Source organism: Streptomonospora wellingtoniae, from assembly GCF_031845375.1.
GTDB lineage: Bacteria > Actinomycetota > Actinomycetes > Streptosporangiales > Streptosporangiaceae > Streptomonospora > Streptomonospora wellingtoniae.
The window spans coordinates 125,383-144,284 of the sequence record NZ_JAVREK010000006.1 but is presented as its reverse complement, the minus strand read 5'-3'; the positions used below and the strand labels follow the sequence as shown (position 1 = coordinate 144,284).

Below are 18,902 nucleotides of genomic sequence, written 5' to 3'. Positions count from 1 at the left end.
CACGATGGCTACAAGATCAACGGGGCGGCCCGCCCCCCGGCGCCGTCAGGTCCGCGGGGCGCGGCGGTCGGCCAGCAGTGCCACCAGCGCCGCTCCCGCCAGCGCCACCGCCGCGGCCGCAAAGGCCGCGTGGTGCAGGCCTGCCAGCATGCCCTCCGGGTCGGCGCCTCCCAGTCCCACGACGAGTATCACCACGGGCAGCCCGGCGGTGCTGCCCAGGTAGCGCGCCGTGTTGGACACCCCCGAGCCCAGCGCGCCGCGGCCTGCGGGCGCGGTCTCCACCGCCAGTCGGCCGAGGTTGGCGTTGACCAGTCCGAGCGCCACCCCGCATACCGCCAGCCCGGGCAGCGCGAAGGCGGCCGGGCGTCCGTCGCTCATCAGCACCAGCAGCGCCTGGCCGAGGGCGCAGCCCGCCAGCCCTGCGGCGACCTGGTACCGCGCGGGTACCCCGCTCAGCAGCCGTGGCGCCACCACGGCGACGACCGCCGATGAGCCCGACCACACCAGGAAGTACAGCGCTGTGGCGAGCGTGCCGGTGCCCAGAGCCGCTTGCATGACCGCGGGTACGTAGCTGAGCAGCCCGACGACGGCGATGCCGGTGACCGCGGCCGCCGCGATCGACCCCAGGAACGGCGCCTGGCGGAAGAGGGCCGGCGGCAGCAGCGGGTGCGCTGTGCGCCGCTCTACAGCGACGAACAGCGCCGCGGCGACGGCGGCCGCTCCCGCCAGCACCCAGGGCAGCGCCCCCTGCCAGGCCGGGCCGCGCAGCGACAGCAGTGCCATGAGCGACCCGACAGCGAGTACGGCCAGCAGCGCGCCCGGCACGTCGAGCGGCTGCGGGTCGGCCGCCCGCGACTCGGTGAGCCGGACCGCCCCCACCACGGTGACGGCCGCGAGCGCGACCGCGACCACGAGGTAGGCGGCCCGCCACGGGGCCGTCTCGGCGCCGGCCCCGACGACGACGGGGCCGAGGGCGAGCCCGGCGCCCAGCGCGGCCCCCCACAGGCCGGTGCCGCGGATGCGCTGGCGCCGGGTGGCGGACGCGGCGTCGATGAGGGCGAGTCCGGTGGCCAGGACGGCGGCACCGCCGATGCCCTGGACGGTCCGGCCCGCGATGAACACTCCGGCGGTCGGCGCGAGACCGCAGGCCAGGGTCCCGGCAGTGAGCAGCGCCATGCCGCCGGTGAAGACCGCCTTGCGGCCGCAGTTGTCGGCGAGGGTGCCGGCGGGCAGCAGCGCTGCACCCAGTCCCATGCTGATACCGCTGATCAGCCAGGTGGAGGCGCCCGGCCCCGCGCCGAGTCCGGTGGCCAGCGAGGGCAGGTTCAGCATCGGCATCGGATAGCAGACCATGACGAGCAAGGTCCCCAGACACGCCGTCGCGATGGTGCGCCGCACCGGACTCGGCCCGCGCGCACCCCGCTCGGGCGATCGCGACGGCGCCGACGGCGCCGCTTCGTCTCCCATGCCTTCACCTGCCTCCATGTTAGTTCAATGAATGAACCGACTGACGGCGACAGATCTTAACAGCAACGGTTCGGTGAGTGAACTCAGGTAGGCTGGGCAGCGTGCTGCCCAAGGAGTACTCCGCCGAGAACTGCTCCATCGCCCGTGTCATGGAGCTGATCGGCGAGCGCTGGACCCCCCTGATCCTGCGCGACGCGTTCTTCGGTATCCGCCGGTTCGCCGACTTCGCCGACCACCTCGCGATCCCCCGTGCCGTGCTCACCGATCGGCTGCGCACCCTGGTGCAGCGCGGAGTACTGGAGCGGCGCCGCTACAGCGAGCAGCCGCCGCGCCAGGAGTACGTGCTTACCGACCTCGGGGTCAGCCTGTGGCCGGTGCTCTACCAGATCTCGCAGTGGGGTGAGCGCCACCTGAACGAAGGGCCTCCCCGCCGTCTCTTCCGGCACGCCGACTGCCGCACCGAGCTCGACGGCTACGGGTTCTGCCCCGCCTGCGCGGTGCTCGTTCCGGCCTCCGGCGTCGAGGTCGACAACGGGCCGGGCGCGGCCGATCACGACGACCGGGTCAGCCGCGCGATGGTGATGCCGCGCCCGCTGCTCCGGCCCATTCAGAGCTGACCGGCCGCACGGGGCCGCGGCCCCGTGCGGCCGGTCAGCCGGGTCGGCGCGGCCTCCTCCGCCGCGCCGCACCCGAGGTCCGGGTTCAGCCTTTGACCGCGCCGCTCGTCAGGCCCTCGGCGATATAGCGCTGCAGGAACCAGAACACCGACAGCACCGGGAGCGCCAGCAGCAGCGTGCCCGCGGAGAACATGCCGAAGTTGGCGTCGCGCTGATCGGCGACCATGCCGTACAGCCCTACCGCCACCGTCTTGGCCTCCGGGTCGCGCAGGAACACGCTGGCGATCAGGAACTCGTTGACGGTCGCGATGAACACGAGCAGCCCCACCACCGCCAGCACCGGTGTGACCAGCGGCAGCATGATGCGGAAGAACGACTGCGCGTGGGTGGCGCCGTCGACTTGGGCCGACTCGTCCAGCGCCGGCGGGATGGTGTCGAAGAAGCCCTTCATCAGCCAGGTGTTGATGCTCAGCGCCCCGCCGAGGTAGACCAGCATCAGTCCCCAGGGGGTGTTGAACCCCGCAGCGGGCCAGTACTCGCCGACCGTGCTGAACATCAGGTAGATCGCGACGATCGCCAGGAACTGCGGGAACATCTGGATCACCAGCAGCCCGTAGAGTCCCGGCCTGCGCCCGGCGAAGCGGAACCGGCTGAACACGTAGGCCGCCAGCGCTGACAGCAGCACGGTCGCCGCGGCGTTGGCCAGCGCGATCAGCAGCGAGTTCACATACCACCGGCCGTAGGCGGTTTCGGCGAGCAGCTGAGTGAAGTTCTGCAGCCCGGCCGCCCGGGGCACCAGCGCGGAGCTGCTGAGCGTGCCCAGCGGATTCACCGCGGCCGACACCACGAACACGATCGGGAACAGCGCGAACACCAGGAACACCAGCATCACCAGGTGCCGCCAGCCCGTGCGGCGCGCCCACAGCGCGGCGCGGCGGGCGCGGCGCTGCGCGGACGCCCGCGCGGACGGGTCGGATCGTGCCATCAGCGGTGCACCTCCTCCAGTGACGCGCTTCTGCGCAGGCTGACCAACGACATCACCGTGACGATGAGGAAGATGAACACCGACAGTGCGGCCGCGTAGCCGTACTGGGCGCCGCCGCCCCCGAACGCCAGCCGGTAGGTGTAGGTGATCAGCAGATCGGTGGCCCCGGCCATCGGGTTGTCCGTCGGGAAGGGGCCGCCCTCGGTCGTCAGCCACACCGCGTTGAAGTTGTTGAAGTTGAACGCGAACGTGGCCACCAGGATCGGTGCCATGGCCACCATCAGCAGGGGGAGGGTGACCTGGCGGAGGGCCTGCCAGGCGCCGGCGCCGTCGATGCGCGCCGCCTGCACGAGCTCTCGCGGGATCGACTGCAGGGCGCCGGTGGCCACCAGGAACATGTAGGGGAAGCCCAGCCAGACGTTGACGATCAGCACCGCGGCGCGGGCAGTCCACGGCTGTCCGAACCAGTCGACGTCCAGTCCCAGTATCCGGTTGAGCAGGCCGAAGTCGGCGTTGAACATCGACCGCCACAGCAGGAACATCGCGAAGGAGGGCATGGCGTAGGGCAGCACCACCAGCAGCCGGTAGGCGGTGCGTCCGTGCAGCCGGTGCTGCGTGTGCAGGGTCAGCGCCACCCCCAGCCCCAGGGCGAACACCATCGCCGTGGTCCCTGCGGCGAAGGCCACGTTCCAGGTCAGGATGCCCAGGAACGACGAGCGGGTCTCCGGTTCGGCCACGAAGCGCAGGAAGTTGTCCAGCCCGACGCCGACCCGCCACCCCTGCGGCAACCGGTCGCCGCTTCCGGAGACGAACGCGCCCCTCTCGCCGTCGGCGGTGTACACCCGCCCGTTGCGGGAGTCGGTGATGCAGTCGCAGCCGGAGCCGTAGGTCAGCGTGGACCGGCCTTCGTAGGCGGTGGAGAACCCGCTGGAGCGGATGCCGGTGCCCGAGCCTGTGGGAACGGCGAGGTCGGTGATCTCCTCGCTGCGGGCGTTGGCCTGGCTCGGCGGGACGACGGTGTAGCCGGGCGCGCCGGTGATCCTGCCGGAGGGGCCGACCTCGGCGCCGGTCAGCGGCCGGAGCCCGTGCTCGTCTCCGGCGTAGGCCGCGCCGTCGGGCGCAGTCAGCAGGAACACCGTTTCGCCGTCGGGCGAGGAGCCGCGGGCGGCCACCGTCAGCGTGTACGGGGTGGAGTCGGCGGTCCGCTCGACCGAGGACGCCTCGATCTGGTCGATCGCCTGCTCTTTGGTGCCGCGGTGCCCGTCGCTGTAGTTGGTCGCCGAGGTGCTGAGGGTGTAGAGCACCGGCACGATCTGGAAGGCGACGAGGAACAGCGTGCCGGGGAGCAGGTACTTGGCCGGTACGGCGCGCTTGGAGAGGTAGACGTAGAAGATCAGCGCAGTGGCCGCCACGACCACGCCGACCCCGGCCCACTGCCCGGCGGCGTAGAGGGGGAACACCGCCCACAGGGCGACGGCGGCGGCAAGGGCGAGCATGCCCGTCTTGGCGGCCTGGCCGGCGACCGAGCCCCGCGGGGCCAGCGAGCCGCCGGGCAGCGGGGGGCGCGCGGGCGCCCCGCCGGGGGCGCCCGCAGCGCCGGAGCGCTCCCGTGCCACGGTCAGCCGATCTCTTCGCGGATCGTCTCGGCCGCCGACTCGACGGCCTCCTCGGGGTCGGCGCCACCGACCACGGCGGCCTGCGCCTTGCCGAACGGGTCCCAGACGGCGTCCATCTCGGGGATGGCCGGCATGGGCCGCCCATCGGCGCCCGCGTCGGTGAACGCGCCGACGTCGGGGTCCTCCTCGCCGACCTTCTCGGCGACCTCGTTCAGCGCGGGCGGTCGCGGGTCGGCCTCGTACAGCGCGGTGGCGAGTTCGGGGTCGGTGACGTAGTTGGTGACGAACTCCTCGGCCAGCACCTTGTTCTCGCTGCCGGAGGCCACGAAGAACGCCTGCACGCCGACGAACGGAACCGGCTCCTCGCCGCCCTCGAAGCCGGGCACGGGCGAGACGGCGTAGTCGACGCCGGCCTCCTGCACGGAGGCCAGCGACCAGGGGCCGGTGACGAAGTAGGCGGTCTTGCCCTGGTTGAAGAGGCTGCCGACGTTGTCGCCGTCGATCGAGCGCTTGAACGCACCTTCGCCCTCTTCGCCGAACTCGGCGATCCGCTCGAACGCCTCGACGGACTCGGGCTTGCCCACACCCAGGTCGGAGGGGTCGGGAGTGCCGTTGCCGTCGGTGCCGAAGAGGTAGCCGCCGGCGGAGGTGTAGAAGGGCTGCATGTGATAGGGGTCGCCGGTCTGGCTGACCTGCAGGCCGAGGATCTCCTGGACGTCGCCTTCGTCCTTGAGCCGCGATCCGGTCTCGACGAGGTCCTCGACGGTCTCGGGCGCATCGGGCGCGAGCGCGGTGTTGCGGATCAGCGCGAGGTTCTCCATGGCGTAGGGCACACCGTAGAGCCGGCCGTCGTAGGTGGTGGCTTCGACGGCCACGTCGTTGAGGGCGTCGACCTTCTCCTGCGGCAGCTGGACCGGGTCGACGGCGCCGTTCTGCACGAGGTTGCCGATCCAGTCGTGTGCGCCGACGAGCACGTCGGGGCCGGACCCGCCCTCGTGCGCGGTGACGAAGTCGGCCTGGATCGTGTCGGCGGCCACCTCGCGCACGTCGACCTTGATCCCGTTGGCCTCGCCGAAGTCCTTCGCGAAGGGTTCCAGTACCGCGGTCCGTTCGGGGTCTGCCCAGATGACCATTGTGCCCTGGGGCTGGTCGGCCTCTTGGCCCCCGCCTGCGCACGCCGTCGCAAGCGCGAGGGCGGCGGTTCCGGCGAGGAGGCCGGCGCTGCGGATTCTCATGTGGCTCCCTTTTCGGGCGTGACGCCGCGGACGCTCCCCCGATCTGTCCCGGCTTGTCGTTGTACGAGGTGCAGTGACGTTAGCAATACTTTGCAATGACTGAAAGGTCTTGCACGGAAATCCGGTCACAATGTGGAAACGCGGTCGAAACCGAAGCGGGCGGGCCGCGTGCCCGCCGGCACGCCGCCCGCCCCCGCCCGGCCGCGCGAGGCCCGCTCAGCTCTCGTCGGGCACCAGCCACACCGCCGTGTCGGCGGGCAGCACGAGCGTCCGCGCGACCTCCCGCACCGAGCCGCTGGCCAGCAGCACCCGCGTGCGCGGGGCGAGGAGCGGCCCGGGCAGCTCGGCCGGCCCGTCGCCGAGGTTGACCGCGCAGGCGAACCCGTCGCCGCGCGTGAAGGCCAGCACCCCCGCGCCGGCGTCGAGCCAGGCCAGGTCGGCGGCGTGGTCGATCGACGCGCGCCGGCACGCGAGAGCGGAGGTGTACAGCGCCAGCGTGGAGTCCGGATCGCCGCGCTGGGCTTCGCGGCTGTAGCTCCCCCACCCCGGCGGCATGGGCAGCCAGGGGCTGCTTCCCGGGGGCCCGAACCCGTACGGCGCTCCGCCGCCCTCCCACGGCAGCGGCACACGGCACCCGTCGCGCCCTCGCTCGGTGCGTCCGGAGCGTTCCCACGTGGGGTCCTGCAGCGCGTCCTCTGGCAGGTCGGTCACCTCGGGCAGGCCCAGCTCCTCGCCCTGGTACAGGTAGGCCGAGCCCGGAAGCGCCAGCGCGAGCAGGGCTGCGGCGCGCGCCCGGCGCAGGCCGCGCTCCCCGGCGCCGAAGCGGGTGGGATGGCGGGTGACGTCGTGGTTGGACAGCACCCACGTCGTCGGCGCTCCCACGGCGCCGTTGGCCGCCAGCGAGTCGTCGACGACCCGCCGCAGCGCTTCGGGGTCCCAGCCCGCGGTCAGAAACTGGAAGTTGAACGCCTGGTGCAGTTCGTCGGGACGCAGGTAGCGCGCCACCCGTGGCGCGTCCTCCACCCACGCCTCGGCCACCAGCGCCCGATCGCCGGGGTAGGAGCCCACGATCCCGTTCCACCTGCGGTAGATGTCGTGCACGCCCTCCTGGTCGAAGTAGGGCAGCTCGGTGGAGCCGTCCAGTAGGTCGGCCCTCTGGCCCTCGGGCAGGTCGGGCAGCGCGGGGTCCTTGACCATGCCGTGGGCCACGTCGATGCGGAAGCCGTCGACGCCGCGGTCCAACCAGAAGCGCAGCACGTCGTCGAACTCCGCGTGCACGTCGGGGCTGGTCCAGTCCAGGTCGGGCTGCTCCGGGTCGAACAGGTGCAGGTACCACTCCTCGGGCGTCCCGTCGGGCCGCTTCAGCCGCGTCCACGCCGGCCCGCCGAAGATCGACTTCCAGTTGTTGGGCGGCTGGTCGCCGCCGGGGCCGCGCCCAGGGCGGAAGACGTAGCGCGAGCGCGTCGGGTCGCCGGGAGCGGCCGCCACCGCCTCGCGGAACCAGGCGTGGGCCGATGAGGTGTGGTTGGGCACGACGTCGATGATGATCCGCAGTCCCAGCTCATGGGCGCGCCGCGTAAGGTCGTCGAAGTCGGTCAGCGTGCCGAAGCGGGGGTCGACGTCCCGGTAGTCGGCCACGTCGTAGCCGCCGTCGGCGAGCGGCGAGACGTAGAAGGGGGTCAGCCAGACCGCGTCGACTCCGAGCGAGGCCAGCTCGGGGAGCCTGCTGCGCACGCCGCGCAGGTCGCCCTCGCCGTCGCCGTCGGAGTCGGCGAAGCTGCGGACGTAGACCTGGTAGATGACGGCGTCGCGCCACCACTCCCTGCCTGCGGTGGACGATGCGGTCCCGTTGTCCGGGGGGTTGGGCATAGGGGTCGTTCCCTCCGTTGCCTGGGCGGCGGTGCGTGCAAACTATTGCGCAAGATTACCTACCGGTTGCAAGAGACGGGGGGCAACTGCATTACAGTGCTGGCATGGGTCCACGTTTGGCCGACATAGCCCGCCACGCCGACGTGAGCGAGGCGACGGTCTCCCGAGTGCTGAACAACAAGCCCGGTGTCGGCTCCGAAACCCGGGCGGCCGTCCTCACCGCGCTCGACGTGCTGGGCTACGAGCGCCCCGAGCGCCTGCGGCGGCGCTCCGCCGGCCTGGTCGGCATGGTCGTCCCCGAGTTGGAGAACCCGGTGTTTCCGATGTTCGCCCAGGCGGCCGAGGGGGCGCTCGCCCGGCAGGGCTACACGCCGGTGCTGTGCACCCGTCCGCCGGGCGGCATCGTCGAGGACGAGTACGTCGAACTGCTGCTGGAGCGCAACGTCTCGGGAATCGTCTTCGTCTCCGGTCTGCACGCCGACGCCACGGCCGACCACGGCCGCTACCACCGCCTGATCGCGCAGAAGCTGCCGATCGTGCTGGTCAACGGCTTCGCCGAGGAGGTGCCCGCCGCGTTCGTCTCCTGCGACGACCGCGAGGCCGGGCGGTTGGCGGTCCACCACCTGGCCGAACTGGGCCACACCCGGATCGGCTTCACCAGCGGCCCCGAGCGCTACATGCCGGTCCGGCGCAAGCTCATCGGGTACCGCTCGGCCATGGCCGAACACGGCCTCGACGCCGAGGACCTGGTCGAGCTGTCGCTGTTCGGCGTCGAGGGCGGCCACGCCGCCGCCGCCCGGCTGCTGCAGCGCGGGGTCACAGCCATGGTCTGCGGCTCCGATCTCATGGCGCTGGGTGCGGTACGCGCCGCCCGCCAGCGCGGGTTGTCCGTGCCCGGCGACTTCTCCGTCGTGGGTTACGACGACTCCCAGCTGATCGCCTTCACCGACCCGCCGCTGACCACCGTGCGCCAGCCGATACAGGCCATGGCGATGGCCACCGTGCGCACGCTCTGCGACGAGATCGCCGGGCACAGCGTCTCCCGCACCGAGTACCTGTTCGACCCCGAGCTGGTCGTGCGCGGCTCCACCGCCGCGGCGCCGGTGTCCTCCGCCTCCCGCGCCAGGCCCGCCCGGGTCTCCTGAGCGCTCCCACGGCGGCGCCGGCCGGGCGCCTGCCGCGCGGGGTGCCCTACCCTGTGGCCTATGCCCAGCGTCCCCCGGCCCACGCCCAGCCTCCTCTCGGTCAACACCGGTACCGCCGTCCCCGCCGATTGGGCGGGCCGCCTCAAGCGCACCGCCATCGACAAGAGCCCGGCCGCAGGCCCGGTGGCCGTGCACACGCTCGGCGTCGCCGGCGACGAGCAGGCCGACCGCGACAACCACGGCGGCCCGGACAAGGCCGTCTACGCCTACTCCCGCGAGGACCTGGACCTGTGGCAGGAGCGCCTGGGCAGGCCCCTTCGCGACGGCGTCTTCGGTGAGAACCTCACCACACGCGGCATCGACCTCGGCGCCGTGCTCATCGGCGAGCGCTGGCGCGTGGGAACGGTCCTGCTGGAGGCCGCCCTCCCGCGCACGCCCTGCGGGGTGTTCCGGTCCTGGATGGCCGAGACCGGCTGGGTCAAGCGGTTCACGGCTGAAGGGCGCACCGGCGTCTACCTGCGCGTCCTAGGCGAGGGGGAGCTGACCGCCGGCGACGGGATCACCGTGGTGCACCGGCCCGGCCACGGCATCGGCGTCGCCGCGGCGTTCCGCGCCCGCTACGAGCGCGACCCCGATCTGCTGCGCCGCGTCCTGGCGGTTCCGGGCCGCTCGGCGGTGTGGGAGGAGTCCGCCGCCGCCCTCGGAGTGCACCCAGCTGAAGGCTGACAGCGAAGCCGGGCTCGGCGGCGGACCGTCCGGTCGCCGCCGTCGCCGACACTGGAAGCATGCCTTCCGTGCCTCTCGACGGCGAGTCCGTCCCCGCTGACGGCTCCCTGCCCGCCGGCGCCGCAGCCGGCGCGGGCACCCGCCCCTTCGGCGTGTACGTGCACGTGCCCTTCTGCGCCACCCGCTGCGGCTATTGCGACTTCAACACCTACACCGCCGAAGAACTGCGCTCGCGCGACGGCGGCCACACCGCCACCCGCGAGGGCTACGCCGACCGGGCCGTCGCCGAGATCCGCCTCGCCCGCCGCGTCCTGGGCTCCGCCGAGGTCCCCGTGAGCACCGTCTTCTTCGGCGGCGGCACGCCCACGCTGCTGCCGCCCGAGGATCTGGGGCGCATCCTCGCGGCCGTCGACACCGAGTTCGGCCTGGAGCCCGGCGCCGAGGTGACCACCGAGGCCAACCCGGAGACCGTCGACCCCGGAGTGCTCGCCCGGCTGCGCGAACAGGGCTTCAACCGCCTGTCCTTCGGCATGCAGAGCGCCGCGCAGCACGTGCTGGCGGTCCTGGACCGCGCCCACACCCCGGGCCGGCCCCAGCAGTGCGCCCAGTGGGCGCGCGAGGCCGGGTTCGACCACGTGAACCTGGACCTGATCTACGGTACGCCGGGCGAGACCGACGCCGACTGGAAGGAGTCGCTGCGGGCGGCGGTCGAGGCGGGCGTCGACCACGTCTCGGCCTACTCGCTGATCGTCGAGGACGGCACCCGCCTTGCGGCGCGCGTGCGCCGCGGGGAGCTGAGCGAACCCGACGAGGACGTGCTGGCCGACCGCTACACCATGGCCGACGACGCGCTTGCCGCCGCCGGTCTGCACCCCTACGAAATCTCCAACTGGGCCCGCGGCGACGAGGCGCGCAGCCGCCACAACCGCCTCTACTGGACCGGTGGCGACTGGTGGGGGATCGGCCCCGGTGCGCACAGCCACGTCGGCGGTACGCGATGGTGGAACGTCAAGCACCCCGCGGCCTACGCCGCCCGCCTCGCCGAGAACCGCTCGCCCGGCCACGCCCGCGAGGTGCTCGGTTCCGCCGACCGCCGATTCGAACGCATCATGCTGGAGCTGCGCCTGGCCGAGGGCTGCCCAGTCGACCTGCTCGACGAGCGCGGGCATGCGGGCGCGGCACGCGCGGTGGAGGACGGACTGCTGGAGGCGGGTGCGCACGCCGAAGGCCGCGCCGTGCTGACGCGGCGCGGTCGGCTGCTGGCGGACGCAGTGGTGCGCCGGCTCGCCTGAGGGCCCGGCCCGAGGGCGCCCGTGCCGGTCGGCCCGGCCGCCGGCGCCCTCCCTGCTCCGGGGCGGCGGACGGCTACTTGAGCATCGGGATCGCCATCGGGTACTTGTACCACTCGCCCTTGTTGGAGGCCACGGCGGCGATGACGGCGAAGATGATCGCGACGGCGATCACGGCGAAGATGGTGATGAAGCCGATGATGACGATCATCAGCAGGTAGGACACGACCTGCCCGATGAACATCGTCATCTGGAAGTTGAACGCCTGGGCCGCCTGGTGGCGGACGTAGGGCGACTCGTCCTTCTTCACGAAGTACATGATCAGCGGGAGCAGCCACGTGGTGAGCAGCCCGCCCAGGTGGGTGATCAGCGCCATCTGACGCTCGTCGGCGGAGGGGTTGTACTCGCCGCCCGGCTGGCCGTAGCCCGGCTGGCCGTAGCCCTGCTGGTAGTACCCCTGCTGGTAGCCCTGTACCGGCGCCGGGTACTGCGGCTGGCCGCCTGGGTAGGGCTGCTGGCCGTAGCCGGGCTGGGGGCCCGAACCGTAGCCCTGCTGCGGTCCCGACTGGGGCCCGTAGTTCGGGTCGACCCCGGGCGGCGGGCTGTAGCCGCCGGGGTAGTTCGGGTAGCCGCCGGGCTGCTGCTGTCCCCCGCCGTGGGGCTGGTTGGGCTGGGGTGGGTAGCTCATGTCTGCTGGTCTCCTCTGTGAGTGGCCCCCGGTGTCCGCCGGAGGCGCTGCGATCGCATCATGTGCGGCGGCGCTTGTGCCGGGCGGCCGGGCCTCCCGAGTCCCGGCCGGGCGCCCGCCGGCTGAAGGCCTCGCTCGGTGAGACTCCCCCACGGGGCGCGGGGTTCCCGCGGGGCGCGGACCGGCGGCGCCGCGCACCCGCCCGCACCCCGCGGCCGGTCACTTGACCATGCGGATCGATACCGGATAGCGGTACTGGCTGCCGCGGTTGACGCTGAGCGCGGCCAGCACTCCGAGCACGATCGAGGCCACCCAGATCACCGCGACGAGCACGGAGCCGATCCAGGAGATTGACGGTACGAAGACGCCGAGGCCGATGTAGACCGCCCAGGCGATGAAGTAGGGGATGAGCAGAGTCAGCTGGAAGTTCAGCGCTTCGCCCGCCTGATGGCGGACGAACGGGGAGTCCTTGCGCTTCACCGAGTAGATGATCAGGGCGGGCAGCCAGCCGAAGCACGACAGGATGACGCCGGAGAGGTGGGCGATCATCGCCCAGGTGGCGTCGTCGGAGGCGGCGGGCTGGTGCGGCCGGCCCGGAGCGTAGCCGGGCTGCTGGGGGAAGCCCTGCTGGGGGTAGCCCTGCTGGCCGGGGGGCGGGCCGCCGGGAAACGCTCCGGGCTGCTGCTCGTAGCCCTGCACCTGCTGCGGCGCGCCCGGCTGCGGCGGCGGGGGGCCGTAGCCGGGCTGCGGCGGCTGCTGGTAGCCGGGCTGGGGTTGCTGGTGGAGGGGCTGGGGTTGGCCGGGTTGCGGTTGGCCGTAACCCGCTTGCTGCTGGCCCGGCTCCGGCCCGTACCCGGGCTGCGGGGGTTGGGCCTGCTGCGCCTGCGGGTATCCGGGAGCCTGCTGCTGGTAGGGCTGCTCGCCGTATCCCGGATGCGGTCCGTATCCGGGTTGTCCACCGCCGGCCTGGCCGTAGCCCGGCTGTCCGTATCCGGGGTGGCCGCCGCTGGGCTGGGCGTATCCCGGCTGCTGGCCGTATGCGGGTTGTCCGCCGCTGGGTTGGCCGTAGCCGGGGTGGGCGTAGCCGGGCTGGTCCCCGCTGGGCTGGGCGTATCCCGGCTGCTGGCCGTATGCGGGTTGTCCGCCGCTGGGTTGGCCGTAGCCGGGGTGGGCGTAGCCGGGCTGGCCTCCGCTCGGCGCGCCGTATCCCGGCTGTGCGCCGCCGGGCTGGCCGTATGCGGGCTGCCCCCCGCTGGGTTGGCCGTACTCGGGCTGCCCGTAGCCGGGCTCCTCGCCGGCGCCCGCCTGCCCCTGGCCGGGCTGCCCGCCAGAGGGAGCGCGGCCTGGTGCCGACTGGTCACCGGAGGGCCCCTCCTGGGGCTGTGGTCGGTTGGGCGGGGTCTCGCTCATCTTGTCCCTTGGCTGTGCCGATTGCGTTGGGCCGATAGTGCCATCAGGTGCCCCGTCAGGCCACCGCGCACCCCTCGCGCGCGGTACTTCCGGACACGTCTTAGTCTCGCACCCCGTGTGCCGCGGTGACGAAGTCGATGAGCTCTTCGACGCGACCCAGCAGCTCCGGTTCGAGGTCGGCGTAGCTGCCTACCGCCCCGAGGATCCGGTGCCAAGCCTCACCGGGCTCCTCATCGCTGCCCAGCGCCCGCAGGACCCCCTCTTTCCACGATACGCCGCGCGGCACATGCGGCCACGCCGAGAAGCCCAGCACGGACGGTTTGACCGCCTGCCAGATGTCGATGAAGGGGTGGCCGGTGACCAGCACGTGCCGCGAGGCGGCCTGCTCGGCGATGCGGCTCTCCTTCGAGCCCGGCACGAGGTGGTCCACCAGGACGCCCAGTCGCCGCCCCGGCTCCGGGCCGAACTCGGCCACGATCGAGGGCAGGTGGTCGACGCCTTCGAGGTACTCCACGACCACGCCCTCGACGCGCAGGTCGTGCCCCCAGATCTTCTCGACGAGCTCGGCGTCGTGGACGCCTTCGACGTAGATGCGGCTCTGCCTGGCGACCCGCGAGCGCGCGCCCCGCACGGCGATCGACCCGGACGCGCTGCGGGCCGGTCCCGAGGGTTCCGCGGCGGGCCGTACCGCGGTCACGGGGCGGCCGTCGAGAAGGAACGCCGCGGCGTCCAGGTCGAAGACGCGCTGGCGGCCGTGCCGGTCCTCCAAGGTCACGGTCCGCTTGTCCCATCCCACGACGGCGCCGCAGAACCCCTCGTCGGCCGACTCCAGGACGAGCCCTTGCTCCAGCGCCACCTCGGCGACGGCGCCCTTGCGCGGCAGGCGCCAATCGCCCGCCAGGACGTCCCGGCCGTACCTCTTGCCCGAGCTGTCGGAGTTGGTGTGCACGGCGGGGATTGTAGCCGCGGTCGCGCCGACGCGCCGGACGGCTCGGGGCGGGTCGCAGGCGACGCGCCGCCGCGTGGCGGGATCCGGCGGCCCGTTTTCGGCCCGACCTTGCACGACGGCTTAGAATTAGCACTTAGGACCATGGAGTGCCAGGAGGTGAGCACGTGCTCGACGAGCGGAAGCTGGCGGTTCTGCGTGCGATCGTCGAGGATTACGTGTCCACGAACGAGCCCGTGGGGTCGAGGGCCCTGTCGGACCGGCACACCCTCGGTGTGTCTCCCGCCACCATCCGCAACGACATGGTGGCGCTGGAGGAGGACGGCTACATCGCCCAGCCGCACACGAGTGCCGGGCGGGTCCCCACGGACAAGGGCTACCGCCTGTTCGTGGACCGGCTGTCCACCGTGAAGCCGCTCTCCGGCGCCGAGCGCCGCGCCATCGAGACCTTCCTCGGCGGTGCGGTCGACCTCGACGAGATCGTGGGGCGCACGGTGCGCCTGCTGGCCCAACTCACGCGCCAGGTGGCGGTGGTACAGTACCCGTCGCTCACGCGGTCGTCGGTGCAGCATGTGGAGCTGGTCCCATTGGGCCAGCAGCGCGTGATGATGGTGCTCATCACCGACACCGGCCGTGTCGAGCAGCGGGTCATAGACGGTCTGGAGGCGGTCAGCGAGGACGCTGTCGACAGCCTCCGGCAGATGCTCAACCGGGCCCTGGTGGGCACGTGGCTCACCGAGGTCCCCAGTGCCGTGGAGGATCTGCCCGGCCAGCTGCCGCCGGACGACCGCGCCCTTGCCGCGGCCGTACTGTCGGTTCTGCTGGAGAGCCTCGTCGAGCGCCACGACGAGAAGATCGTCCTCGGTGGTACGGCGAATCTCGCCGCGATGGATTTGTCGGCTAGCCTTCGGGACGTACTCGAGGCCTTGGAAGAAAACGTCGTGCTGCTCCGTTTGCTGGGAGAGGCGGGCGACCCTTCCATGCTGACGGTGCGCATCGGCGCCGAGAACTCTCACGAGGGTCTGAGATCCACATCGATCGTCTCGGCCGGTTACGGCATCGGCGATCAGCCTCTGGCCAAGATCGGTGTGGTCGGCCCCACTCGGATGGACTACCCAGGAACGATGGGAGCGGTACGCGCTGTGGCTCGGTACCTCGGACAGATACTTGCGGGGCAGTAAGTGGCGAGAGACTACTACGAGATCCTCGGGGTGCGGCGCGACGCATCCAAGGATGAGATCAAGAAGGCGTATCGGCGGCTCGCCCGCGAACTCCACCCGGACGTCAACCCGGACCCGGCCACGCAGGATCGCTTCAAGGAAGTGACCCAGGCCTACGAGGTCCTCTCCGACGACAGCAAACGCCGGATGTTCGACATGGGGGCCGACCCCTTCGCCCCCTCCGGCGGCGGAGGCGGAGCGGGAGCCGGCGGCTTCGGCGCGGGCGGCTTCCCCTTCGACGACATCATGAACGCGTTCTTCGGCGGCGGCCAGCCCGGCGGCGGGCGCAGCCCCCGAGACCGGGCGCGGCGCGGACGCAGCATCAAGGTCCGCATCGAGCTGGACCTCGCCGAGACCGCGTTCGGCGTGACCAAGGACGTCACCTTCCCCACGGCGGTGCTGTGCAACACCTGCCAGGGCGAGGGCACGGCCAAGGGCACCCACCGCCAGACCTGCGACATGTGCCAGGGGCGCGGTGAGGTCTCCCAGGTCGCGCGGTCGTTCCTCGGCCAGGTCATGACCACGCGCCCGTGCCCGCAGTGCTCCGGGCAGGGCTCGGTCATCACCGACCCCTGCGCCGACTGCGCCGGCGAGGGCCGCGTACGCGAGAAGGTCACCCGCAAGGTCCAGATCCCCGCGGGCGTCGAGGACGGCACCCAGATCCAGCTGGCCGGGGAGGGCGAGGTCGGCCCCAACGGCGGGCCGCGCGGCGACATCTTCCTGGAGATCGTGCAGCGTCCGCACCCGACCTTCGAGCGGCGCGGCGACGACCTGCACTGCACCATAACCGTGCCGATGACCGCCGCCGCGCTGGGCGCCTCGTTCACCTTCGAGACACTCGACGGCACCGAAGAGATCGATCTGCGGCCCGGCACCGGTTCCGGCCACGTCATCACGCTGCAGGATCGCGGCAGCCGCCACCTCGACGGCGCGGGGCGCGGCGACCTGATGATCCAGGTCGACGTCGAGACCCCCGCCAAGCTGGACGAGGAGCAGGAGGCGCTGCTGCGCAAGTTCGCCGAGCTGCGCGGAGAGGACCAGCCTCCGGGCAAGTTCAGCCCGGGCCACGGCGGCCTCTTCTCGCGGCTGCGCGACGCATTCGGGGCGCGCTGAGGCGTCGGCCGCGGCTTCCGCGGACCGTTCGCCGGGCCCTCGGGCGCGGGTCGGCTCCGCATGCTCGCGGCACCCGGAGCCGGCCCGCGCCCGTGTCCGGCCGTCGCGCCGGGCGCCCGCGCCCGGCGCTGGGGATGGGGTAGGTGTGACACCTCCGGTCTTCCTGTGCGAACCCGGTCAGCTCGACGGCGCCACCGTGGTGCTGTCCGGCCCCGAGGGCCGGCACGCCGCTACGGTGCGGCGGATCGCGGTCGGCGAGACCTTGCACCTGGTCGACGGTGCCGGGACCCGCGCGCGCTGCCGGGTGCTCGAAGCCGGCGGGGACCGCGTGGTCTGCGCGGTCGAGGAGCGCGGCGTGGACCCGCCGCCCCGCCCGCACCTGACCGTGGTCCAGGCGCTGCCCAAGGGCGACCGCGGCGAGCTGGCGGTGGAGGTCATGACCGAAGCGGGCGTCGATCGCATCGTGCCCTGGGCGGCCGAGCGGTGCGTCACCCGATGGAAGCCCGAGCGGGCGGCCAAGTCGCTGGCCAAGTGGCGGGCCGCTGCTCGCGAGGCCGCCAAGCAGTCACGGCGCAGCCGCATCCCCGAGGTCACCGAGCAGGCAGGCGCCGGCGAGGCCTGCGCGCGGGTCGCCGCCGCCGGCGTCGGGATCGTGCTGCACGAGGACGCCGGGGTCCGGCTTTCGGCGCTGCCGCTGCCCGAGCGCCTCTCGGCGCCCGGGACTCCCGGAGCCGGCGCCGAGGCGGTGCCCGCCGACGAGGAGGGGATCGTCCTGGTGGTCGGGCCCGAGGGCGGGTTCTCCGAGAGCGAGCTGCGCGGGCTGGAGACGGCGGGCGCGGTGCGCGCCCTGCTCGGCCCGACAGTGCTGCGCACGTCCACCGCCGGCGTGGCCGCGCTCTCCGTGCTCCAGGCGCGCTGCGGACGGTGGTGACTCCGCCGGCGCGACCCCGGTGAACAGTCCTTGCTCCGCCACTGCCGCGGCCGGCTCGTGCGGCCCCCGGAACCGGTCCGGCGTCGGCAACCGCTCAGCCGACCCCGACCGCCACGTCGCCAGAGCCCGTGGTGGTGTCGCCGGGAGCGGAGGTGCCGGGCGTGTCGGAGTCGCCGCCGGTGTCGCCGTCGTCGCCGTCGCCGTCGCTGTCGGGCGGAGACGTGGAGTCGCCGGTGGAGCCGTCGCCGGGGTCGTCGGGCTGGGGGGCCTCGGTGGGATCGGCGGGCTCGTCGGAGGAGTCGCACTCGGTCTGCACCGTGCTGCGGGCGGTGGCGCCCGGTCCTGTCGAGGTGCTCGGCTGCGGGGCGGGCGACGGCGCGCCGCCGGAGGCGCAGTGCTCGGCCGTGCCGTAGGGGGCGCCGCTGCCCTCGGGATCCTCGGGGGGTACCGGCTGCGACGTGGGCTCCGCGCCGCCGCCGGGGCGGTCGGCGGGGTCGGGGCGCGACGGCGGGCTCGTGATCCCGTCCTTGTCGGTAGCGCCCGGGCCGTCCGCGGGCGGGGACCCGGTGTCGCCGGTCGGGCTGGTCAGCGACTGCGGCAGGATCTGGTCGCGCACCTGCGGGGTGCCCAGCAGAACCGAACCGACGATCAGCGCCGCTGCGCCGACCGCGAGCGACGGCCGCAGCCACGAGGCGTTCAGCAGCGCAGTCGTCCAGCTCATGCGCTGCGTGCGGGCTCGGATGGCGTTCAGTGCCTCAGGGGAGGAGCCCACGGAGTCGGCCTCGGCGCGCAGTATGGCGCGCAGGCGCTCTTCGATCGGGTCCTCTGGTGGTTCGGTCATGTCGTCTGCTCCAGAACCGAGCGGAGCGCGGAGATCCCCCGGGCCGTGTGACTCTTGACTGCGCCGCGGCTGATGCCCATCGCGTCGGCGATCTGCGCCTCGGACAGGTCGCCGTAGTAGCGCAGCACGATCGCCTCCCGCTGTCGGGTGGGGAGTTCGCGCAGCGCCTCGATGACGGCCGCTCGTTCGAGTTCACCCATGGCGCCCTGTTCGGCGCTGGGGGCGTCGGGAAGGGCTTTGGGTGCGTGCTTTTCTACCACGGCCCGGTGCCGCAGCACCGAACGGGCCCGGTTAACCACGGACTGGCGCAGGTAGGACAGGGCCTTGTTGGGGTCGCGCAGCCGCCGCCATGCGCCGTGCATGGCGACGAAGGCGTCCTGGACGACCTCTTCGGCGGTGCCGGAGTCGCGCACGAGCAGGGTGGCCAGCCGGACCAGCGGTCGGTACTGCGTGGTGTACAGCTGGGTGACGGCTTGGTCGGCGTCCCAGTCGACGGCGACCGGTGCGGTCGGGGCTCCTGCGACCATGGTTTCAGTCACGTCGGTTTGACGCGCGCCCTTGTCGTCGGGTTTACGAAAGGGCATACCTCTACTTCTCGTTCCGCGTCGGAATCGCCGTGATCGTGCGCTGCAATCCGTGAACGGCCGTCCGCGCCGGACGCGGTGGGCGCCCGCGGTCCGCCGTCCCCGTGCTTGCATCAGTGTGCCGACGGTACAGGACGACGCGGCCCGCGCCGTGCGAAGCAGCAGAACGGCTCGCGCCGCCGCTGAGGCGGCGCGGCGGCCGGGATGCGTCCGCAGCTGC

17 protein-coding genes are annotated in these 18,902 nt (G+C 72.7%); 7 read left to right on the top strand and 10 right to left on the bottom strand.

The features are described from left to right. Window positions 1-45 precede the first annotated feature (45 nt). Window positions 46-1,467 (bottom strand): MFS transporter, encoded by a 1,422-nt coding sequence (locus RM446_RS08405; protein ID WP_311544610.1) that lies wholly within the window; start codon window positions 1,465-1,467, stop codon window positions 46-48. Window positions 1,468-1,544: 77 nt separating this feature from the next. Between RM446_RS08405 and RM446_RS08400 the strand changes: the two genes are divergently transcribed. Further along, complete coding sequence (locus tag RM446_RS08400) at window positions 1,545-2,084, top strand: winged helix-turn-helix transcriptional regulator (RefSeq protein ID WP_311544609.1); 540 nt, start codon at window positions 1,545-1,547, stop codon at window positions 2,082-2,084. Window positions 2,085-2,169: 85 nt separating this feature from the next. Here RM446_RS08400 and RM446_RS08395 read toward each other — a convergent pair whose 3' ends face one another. The 4 genes from RM446_RS08395 to RM446_RS08380 all read right to left on the bottom strand — a co-directional run bounded on the left by RM446_RS08395 (window position 2,170) and on the right by RM446_RS08380 (window position 7,789). Continuing rightward, window positions 2,170-3,069 carry a sugar ABC transporter permease gene (locus tag RM446_RS08395; protein ID WP_311544608.1) on the bottom strand — a complete coding sequence of 300 codons (900 nt, stop codon included), beginning with the start codon at window positions 3,067-3,069 and terminating at the stop codon, window positions 2,170-2,172. Further along, on the bottom strand, window positions 3,069-4,685 hold the full coding sequence (locus tag RM446_RS08390; protein ID WP_311544607.1) for an ABC transporter permease subunit: 1,617 nt from the start codon (window positions 4,683-4,685) through the stop codon (window positions 3,069-3,071). The genes RM446_RS08395 and RM446_RS08390 overlap by 1 nt, the downstream gene beginning before the upstream one ends. 2 nt (window positions 4,686-4,687) lie before the next feature. Further along, entirely contained in the window at window positions 4,688-5,920 is a 1,233-nt protein-coding gene (locus tag RM446_RS08385; RefSeq protein ID WP_311544606.1) for a sugar ABC transporter substrate-binding protein, read from the bottom strand. Window positions 5,921-6,136: 216 nt separating this feature from the next. Further along, window positions 6,137-7,789 carry a glycoside hydrolase family 13 protein gene (locus RM446_RS08380; protein WP_311544605.1) on the bottom strand — a complete coding sequence of 551 codons (1,653 nt, stop codon included), beginning with the start codon at window positions 7,787-7,789 and terminating at the stop codon, window positions 6,137-6,139. 104 nt (window positions 7,790-7,893) lie between these two features. Here RM446_RS08380 and RM446_RS08375 point away from each other — a divergent pair, with 104 nt between their 5' ends. The 3 genes from RM446_RS08375 to hemW are packed head-to-tail and all read left to right on the top strand — an operon-like array spanning window position 7,894 to window position 10,952. Continuing rightward, window positions 7,894-8,934, top strand: a complete 1,041-nt coding sequence (locus RM446_RS08375) for a LacI family DNA-binding transcriptional regulator (RefSeq protein ID WP_311544604.1) — start codon at window positions 7,894-7,896, stop codon at window positions 8,932-8,934. A gap of 60 nt (window positions 8,935-8,994) precedes the next feature. Continuing rightward, window positions 8,995-9,660 carry an MOSC domain-containing protein gene (locus RM446_RS08370; protein ID WP_311544603.1) on the top strand — a complete coding sequence of 222 codons (666 nt, stop codon included), beginning with the start codon at window positions 8,995-8,997 and terminating at the stop codon, window positions 9,658-9,660. Window positions 9,661-9,719: 59 nt separating this feature from the next. Further along, entirely contained in the window at window positions 9,720-10,952 is a 1,233-nt protein-coding gene (gene hemW / locus RM446_RS08365; protein WP_311544602.1) for a radical SAM family heme chaperone HemW, read from the top strand. A gap of 73 nt (window positions 10,953-11,025) precedes the next feature. On the opposite strand, the gene RM446_RS08360 is transcribed toward hemW, so the two are convergent. The 3 genes from RM446_RS08360 to RM446_RS08350 form a co-directional block, all read right to left on the bottom strand. After that, window positions 11,026-11,637, bottom strand: a complete 612-nt coding sequence (locus RM446_RS08360; RefSeq protein WP_311544601.1) for a DUF4870 domain-containing protein — start codon at window positions 11,635-11,637, stop codon at window positions 11,026-11,028. Window positions 11,638-11,856: 219 nt separating this feature from the next. Continuing rightward, window positions 11,857-13,047, bottom strand: coding sequence for a DUF4870 domain-containing protein (locus RM446_RS08355; protein ID WP_311544600.1), 1,191 nt, complete (start codon window positions 13,045-13,047; stop codon window positions 11,857-11,859). 100 nt (window positions 13,048-13,147) lie between these two features. Then, complete coding sequence (locus RM446_RS08350; RefSeq protein ID WP_311544599.1) at window positions 13,148-13,996, bottom strand: DUF3097 domain-containing protein; 849 nt, start codon at window positions 13,994-13,996, stop codon at window positions 13,148-13,150. Between the two features lie 164 nt (window positions 13,997-14,160). On the opposite strand from RM446_RS08350, the gene hrcA reads away from it, so the two are divergent. The 3 genes from hrcA to RM446_RS08335 all read left to right on the top strand — a co-directional run bounded on the left by hrcA (window position 14,161) and on the right by RM446_RS08335 (window position 17,257). Beyond that, the gene (gene hrcA / locus RM446_RS08345) at window positions 14,161-15,174 is read left to right on the top strand and encodes a heat-inducible transcriptional repressor HrcA (protein ID WP_311544598.1); all 1,014 of its coding nucleotides are present in this window, start codon (window positions 14,161-14,163) and stop codon (window positions 15,172-15,174) included. Continuing rightward, complete coding sequence (gene dnaJ, locus RM446_RS08340; RefSeq protein WP_311544597.1) at window positions 15,175-16,326, top strand: molecular chaperone DnaJ; 1,152 nt, start codon at window positions 15,175-15,177, stop codon at window positions 16,324-16,326. It begins immediately after the preceding gene. A 145-nt stretch (window positions 16,327-16,471) separates the two neighbouring features. Then, the gene (locus tag RM446_RS08335; protein ID WP_311544596.1) at window positions 16,472-17,257 is read left to right on the top strand and encodes a 16S rRNA (uracil(1498)-N(3))-methyltransferase; all 786 of its coding nucleotides are present in this window, start codon (window positions 16,472-16,474) and stop codon (window positions 17,255-17,257) included. A 94-nt stretch (window positions 17,258-17,351) separates the two neighbouring features. Here RM446_RS08335 and RM446_RS08330 read toward each other — a convergent pair whose 3' ends face one another. Next, window positions 17,352-18,098 carry a hypothetical protein gene (locus tag RM446_RS08330; protein WP_311544595.1) on the bottom strand — a complete coding sequence of 249 codons (747 nt, stop codon included), beginning with the start codon at window positions 18,096-18,098 and terminating at the stop codon, window positions 17,352-17,354. Further along, on the bottom strand, window positions 18,095-18,625 hold the full coding sequence (locus tag RM446_RS08325; protein WP_311544671.1) for a SigE family RNA polymerase sigma factor: 531 nt from the start codon (window positions 18,623-18,625) through the stop codon (window positions 18,095-18,097). Before RM446_RS08325 ends, RM446_RS08330 begins: the two co-directional genes overlap by 4 nt. Window positions 18,626-18,902 lie beyond the last annotated feature (277 nt).

What these genes read in the sequence shown, in the direction of transcription:
- RM446_RS08375 (WP_311544604.1), top strand. Translation starts at nt 7,894, where the DNA reads ATGGGTCCACGTTTGGCCGACATAGCCCGCCACGCCGACGTGAGCGAG.
- RM446_RS08395 (WP_311544608.1), bottom strand. Translation starts at nt 3,069, where the DNA reads ATGGCACGATCCGACCCGTCCGCGCGGGCGTCCGCGCAGCGCCGCGCC.
- RM446_RS08355 (WP_311544600.1), bottom strand. Translation starts at nt 13,047, where the DNA reads ATGAGCGAGACCCCGCCCAACCGACCACAGCCCCAGGAGGGGCCCTCC.
- RM446_RS08325 (WP_311544671.1), bottom strand. Translation starts at nt 18,625, where the DNA reads ATGGTCGCAGGAGCCCCGACCGCACCGGTCGCCGTCGACTGGGACGCC.
- RM446_RS08385 (WP_311544606.1), bottom strand. Translation starts at nt 5,920, where the DNA reads ATGAGAATCCGCAGCGCCGGCCTCCTCGCCGGAACCGCCGCCCTCGCG.
- RM446_RS08360 (WP_311544601.1), bottom strand. Translation starts at nt 11,637, where the DNA reads ATGAGCTACCCACCCCAGCCCAACCAGCCCCACGGCGGGGGACAGCAG.
- hemW (WP_311544602.1), top strand. Translation starts at nt 9,720, where the DNA reads ATGCCTTCCGTGCCTCTCGACGGCGAGTCCGTCCCCGCTGACGGCTCC.
- RM446_RS08380 (WP_311544605.1), bottom strand. Translation starts at nt 7,789, where the DNA reads ATGCCCAACCCCCCGGACAACGGGACCGCATCGTCCACCGCAGGCAGG.
- RM446_RS08370 (WP_311544603.1), top strand. Translation starts at nt 8,995, where the DNA reads ATGCCCAGCGTCCCCCGGCCCACGCCCAGCCTCCTCTCGGTCAACACC.
- RM446_RS08405 (WP_311544610.1), bottom strand. Translation starts at nt 1,467, where the DNA reads ATGGGAGACGAAGCGGCGCCGTCGGCGCCGTCGCGATCGCCCGAGCGG.
- RM446_RS08330 (WP_311544595.1), bottom strand. Translation starts at nt 18,098, where the DNA reads ATGACCGAACCACCAGAGGACCCGATCGAAGAGCGCCTGCGCGCCATA.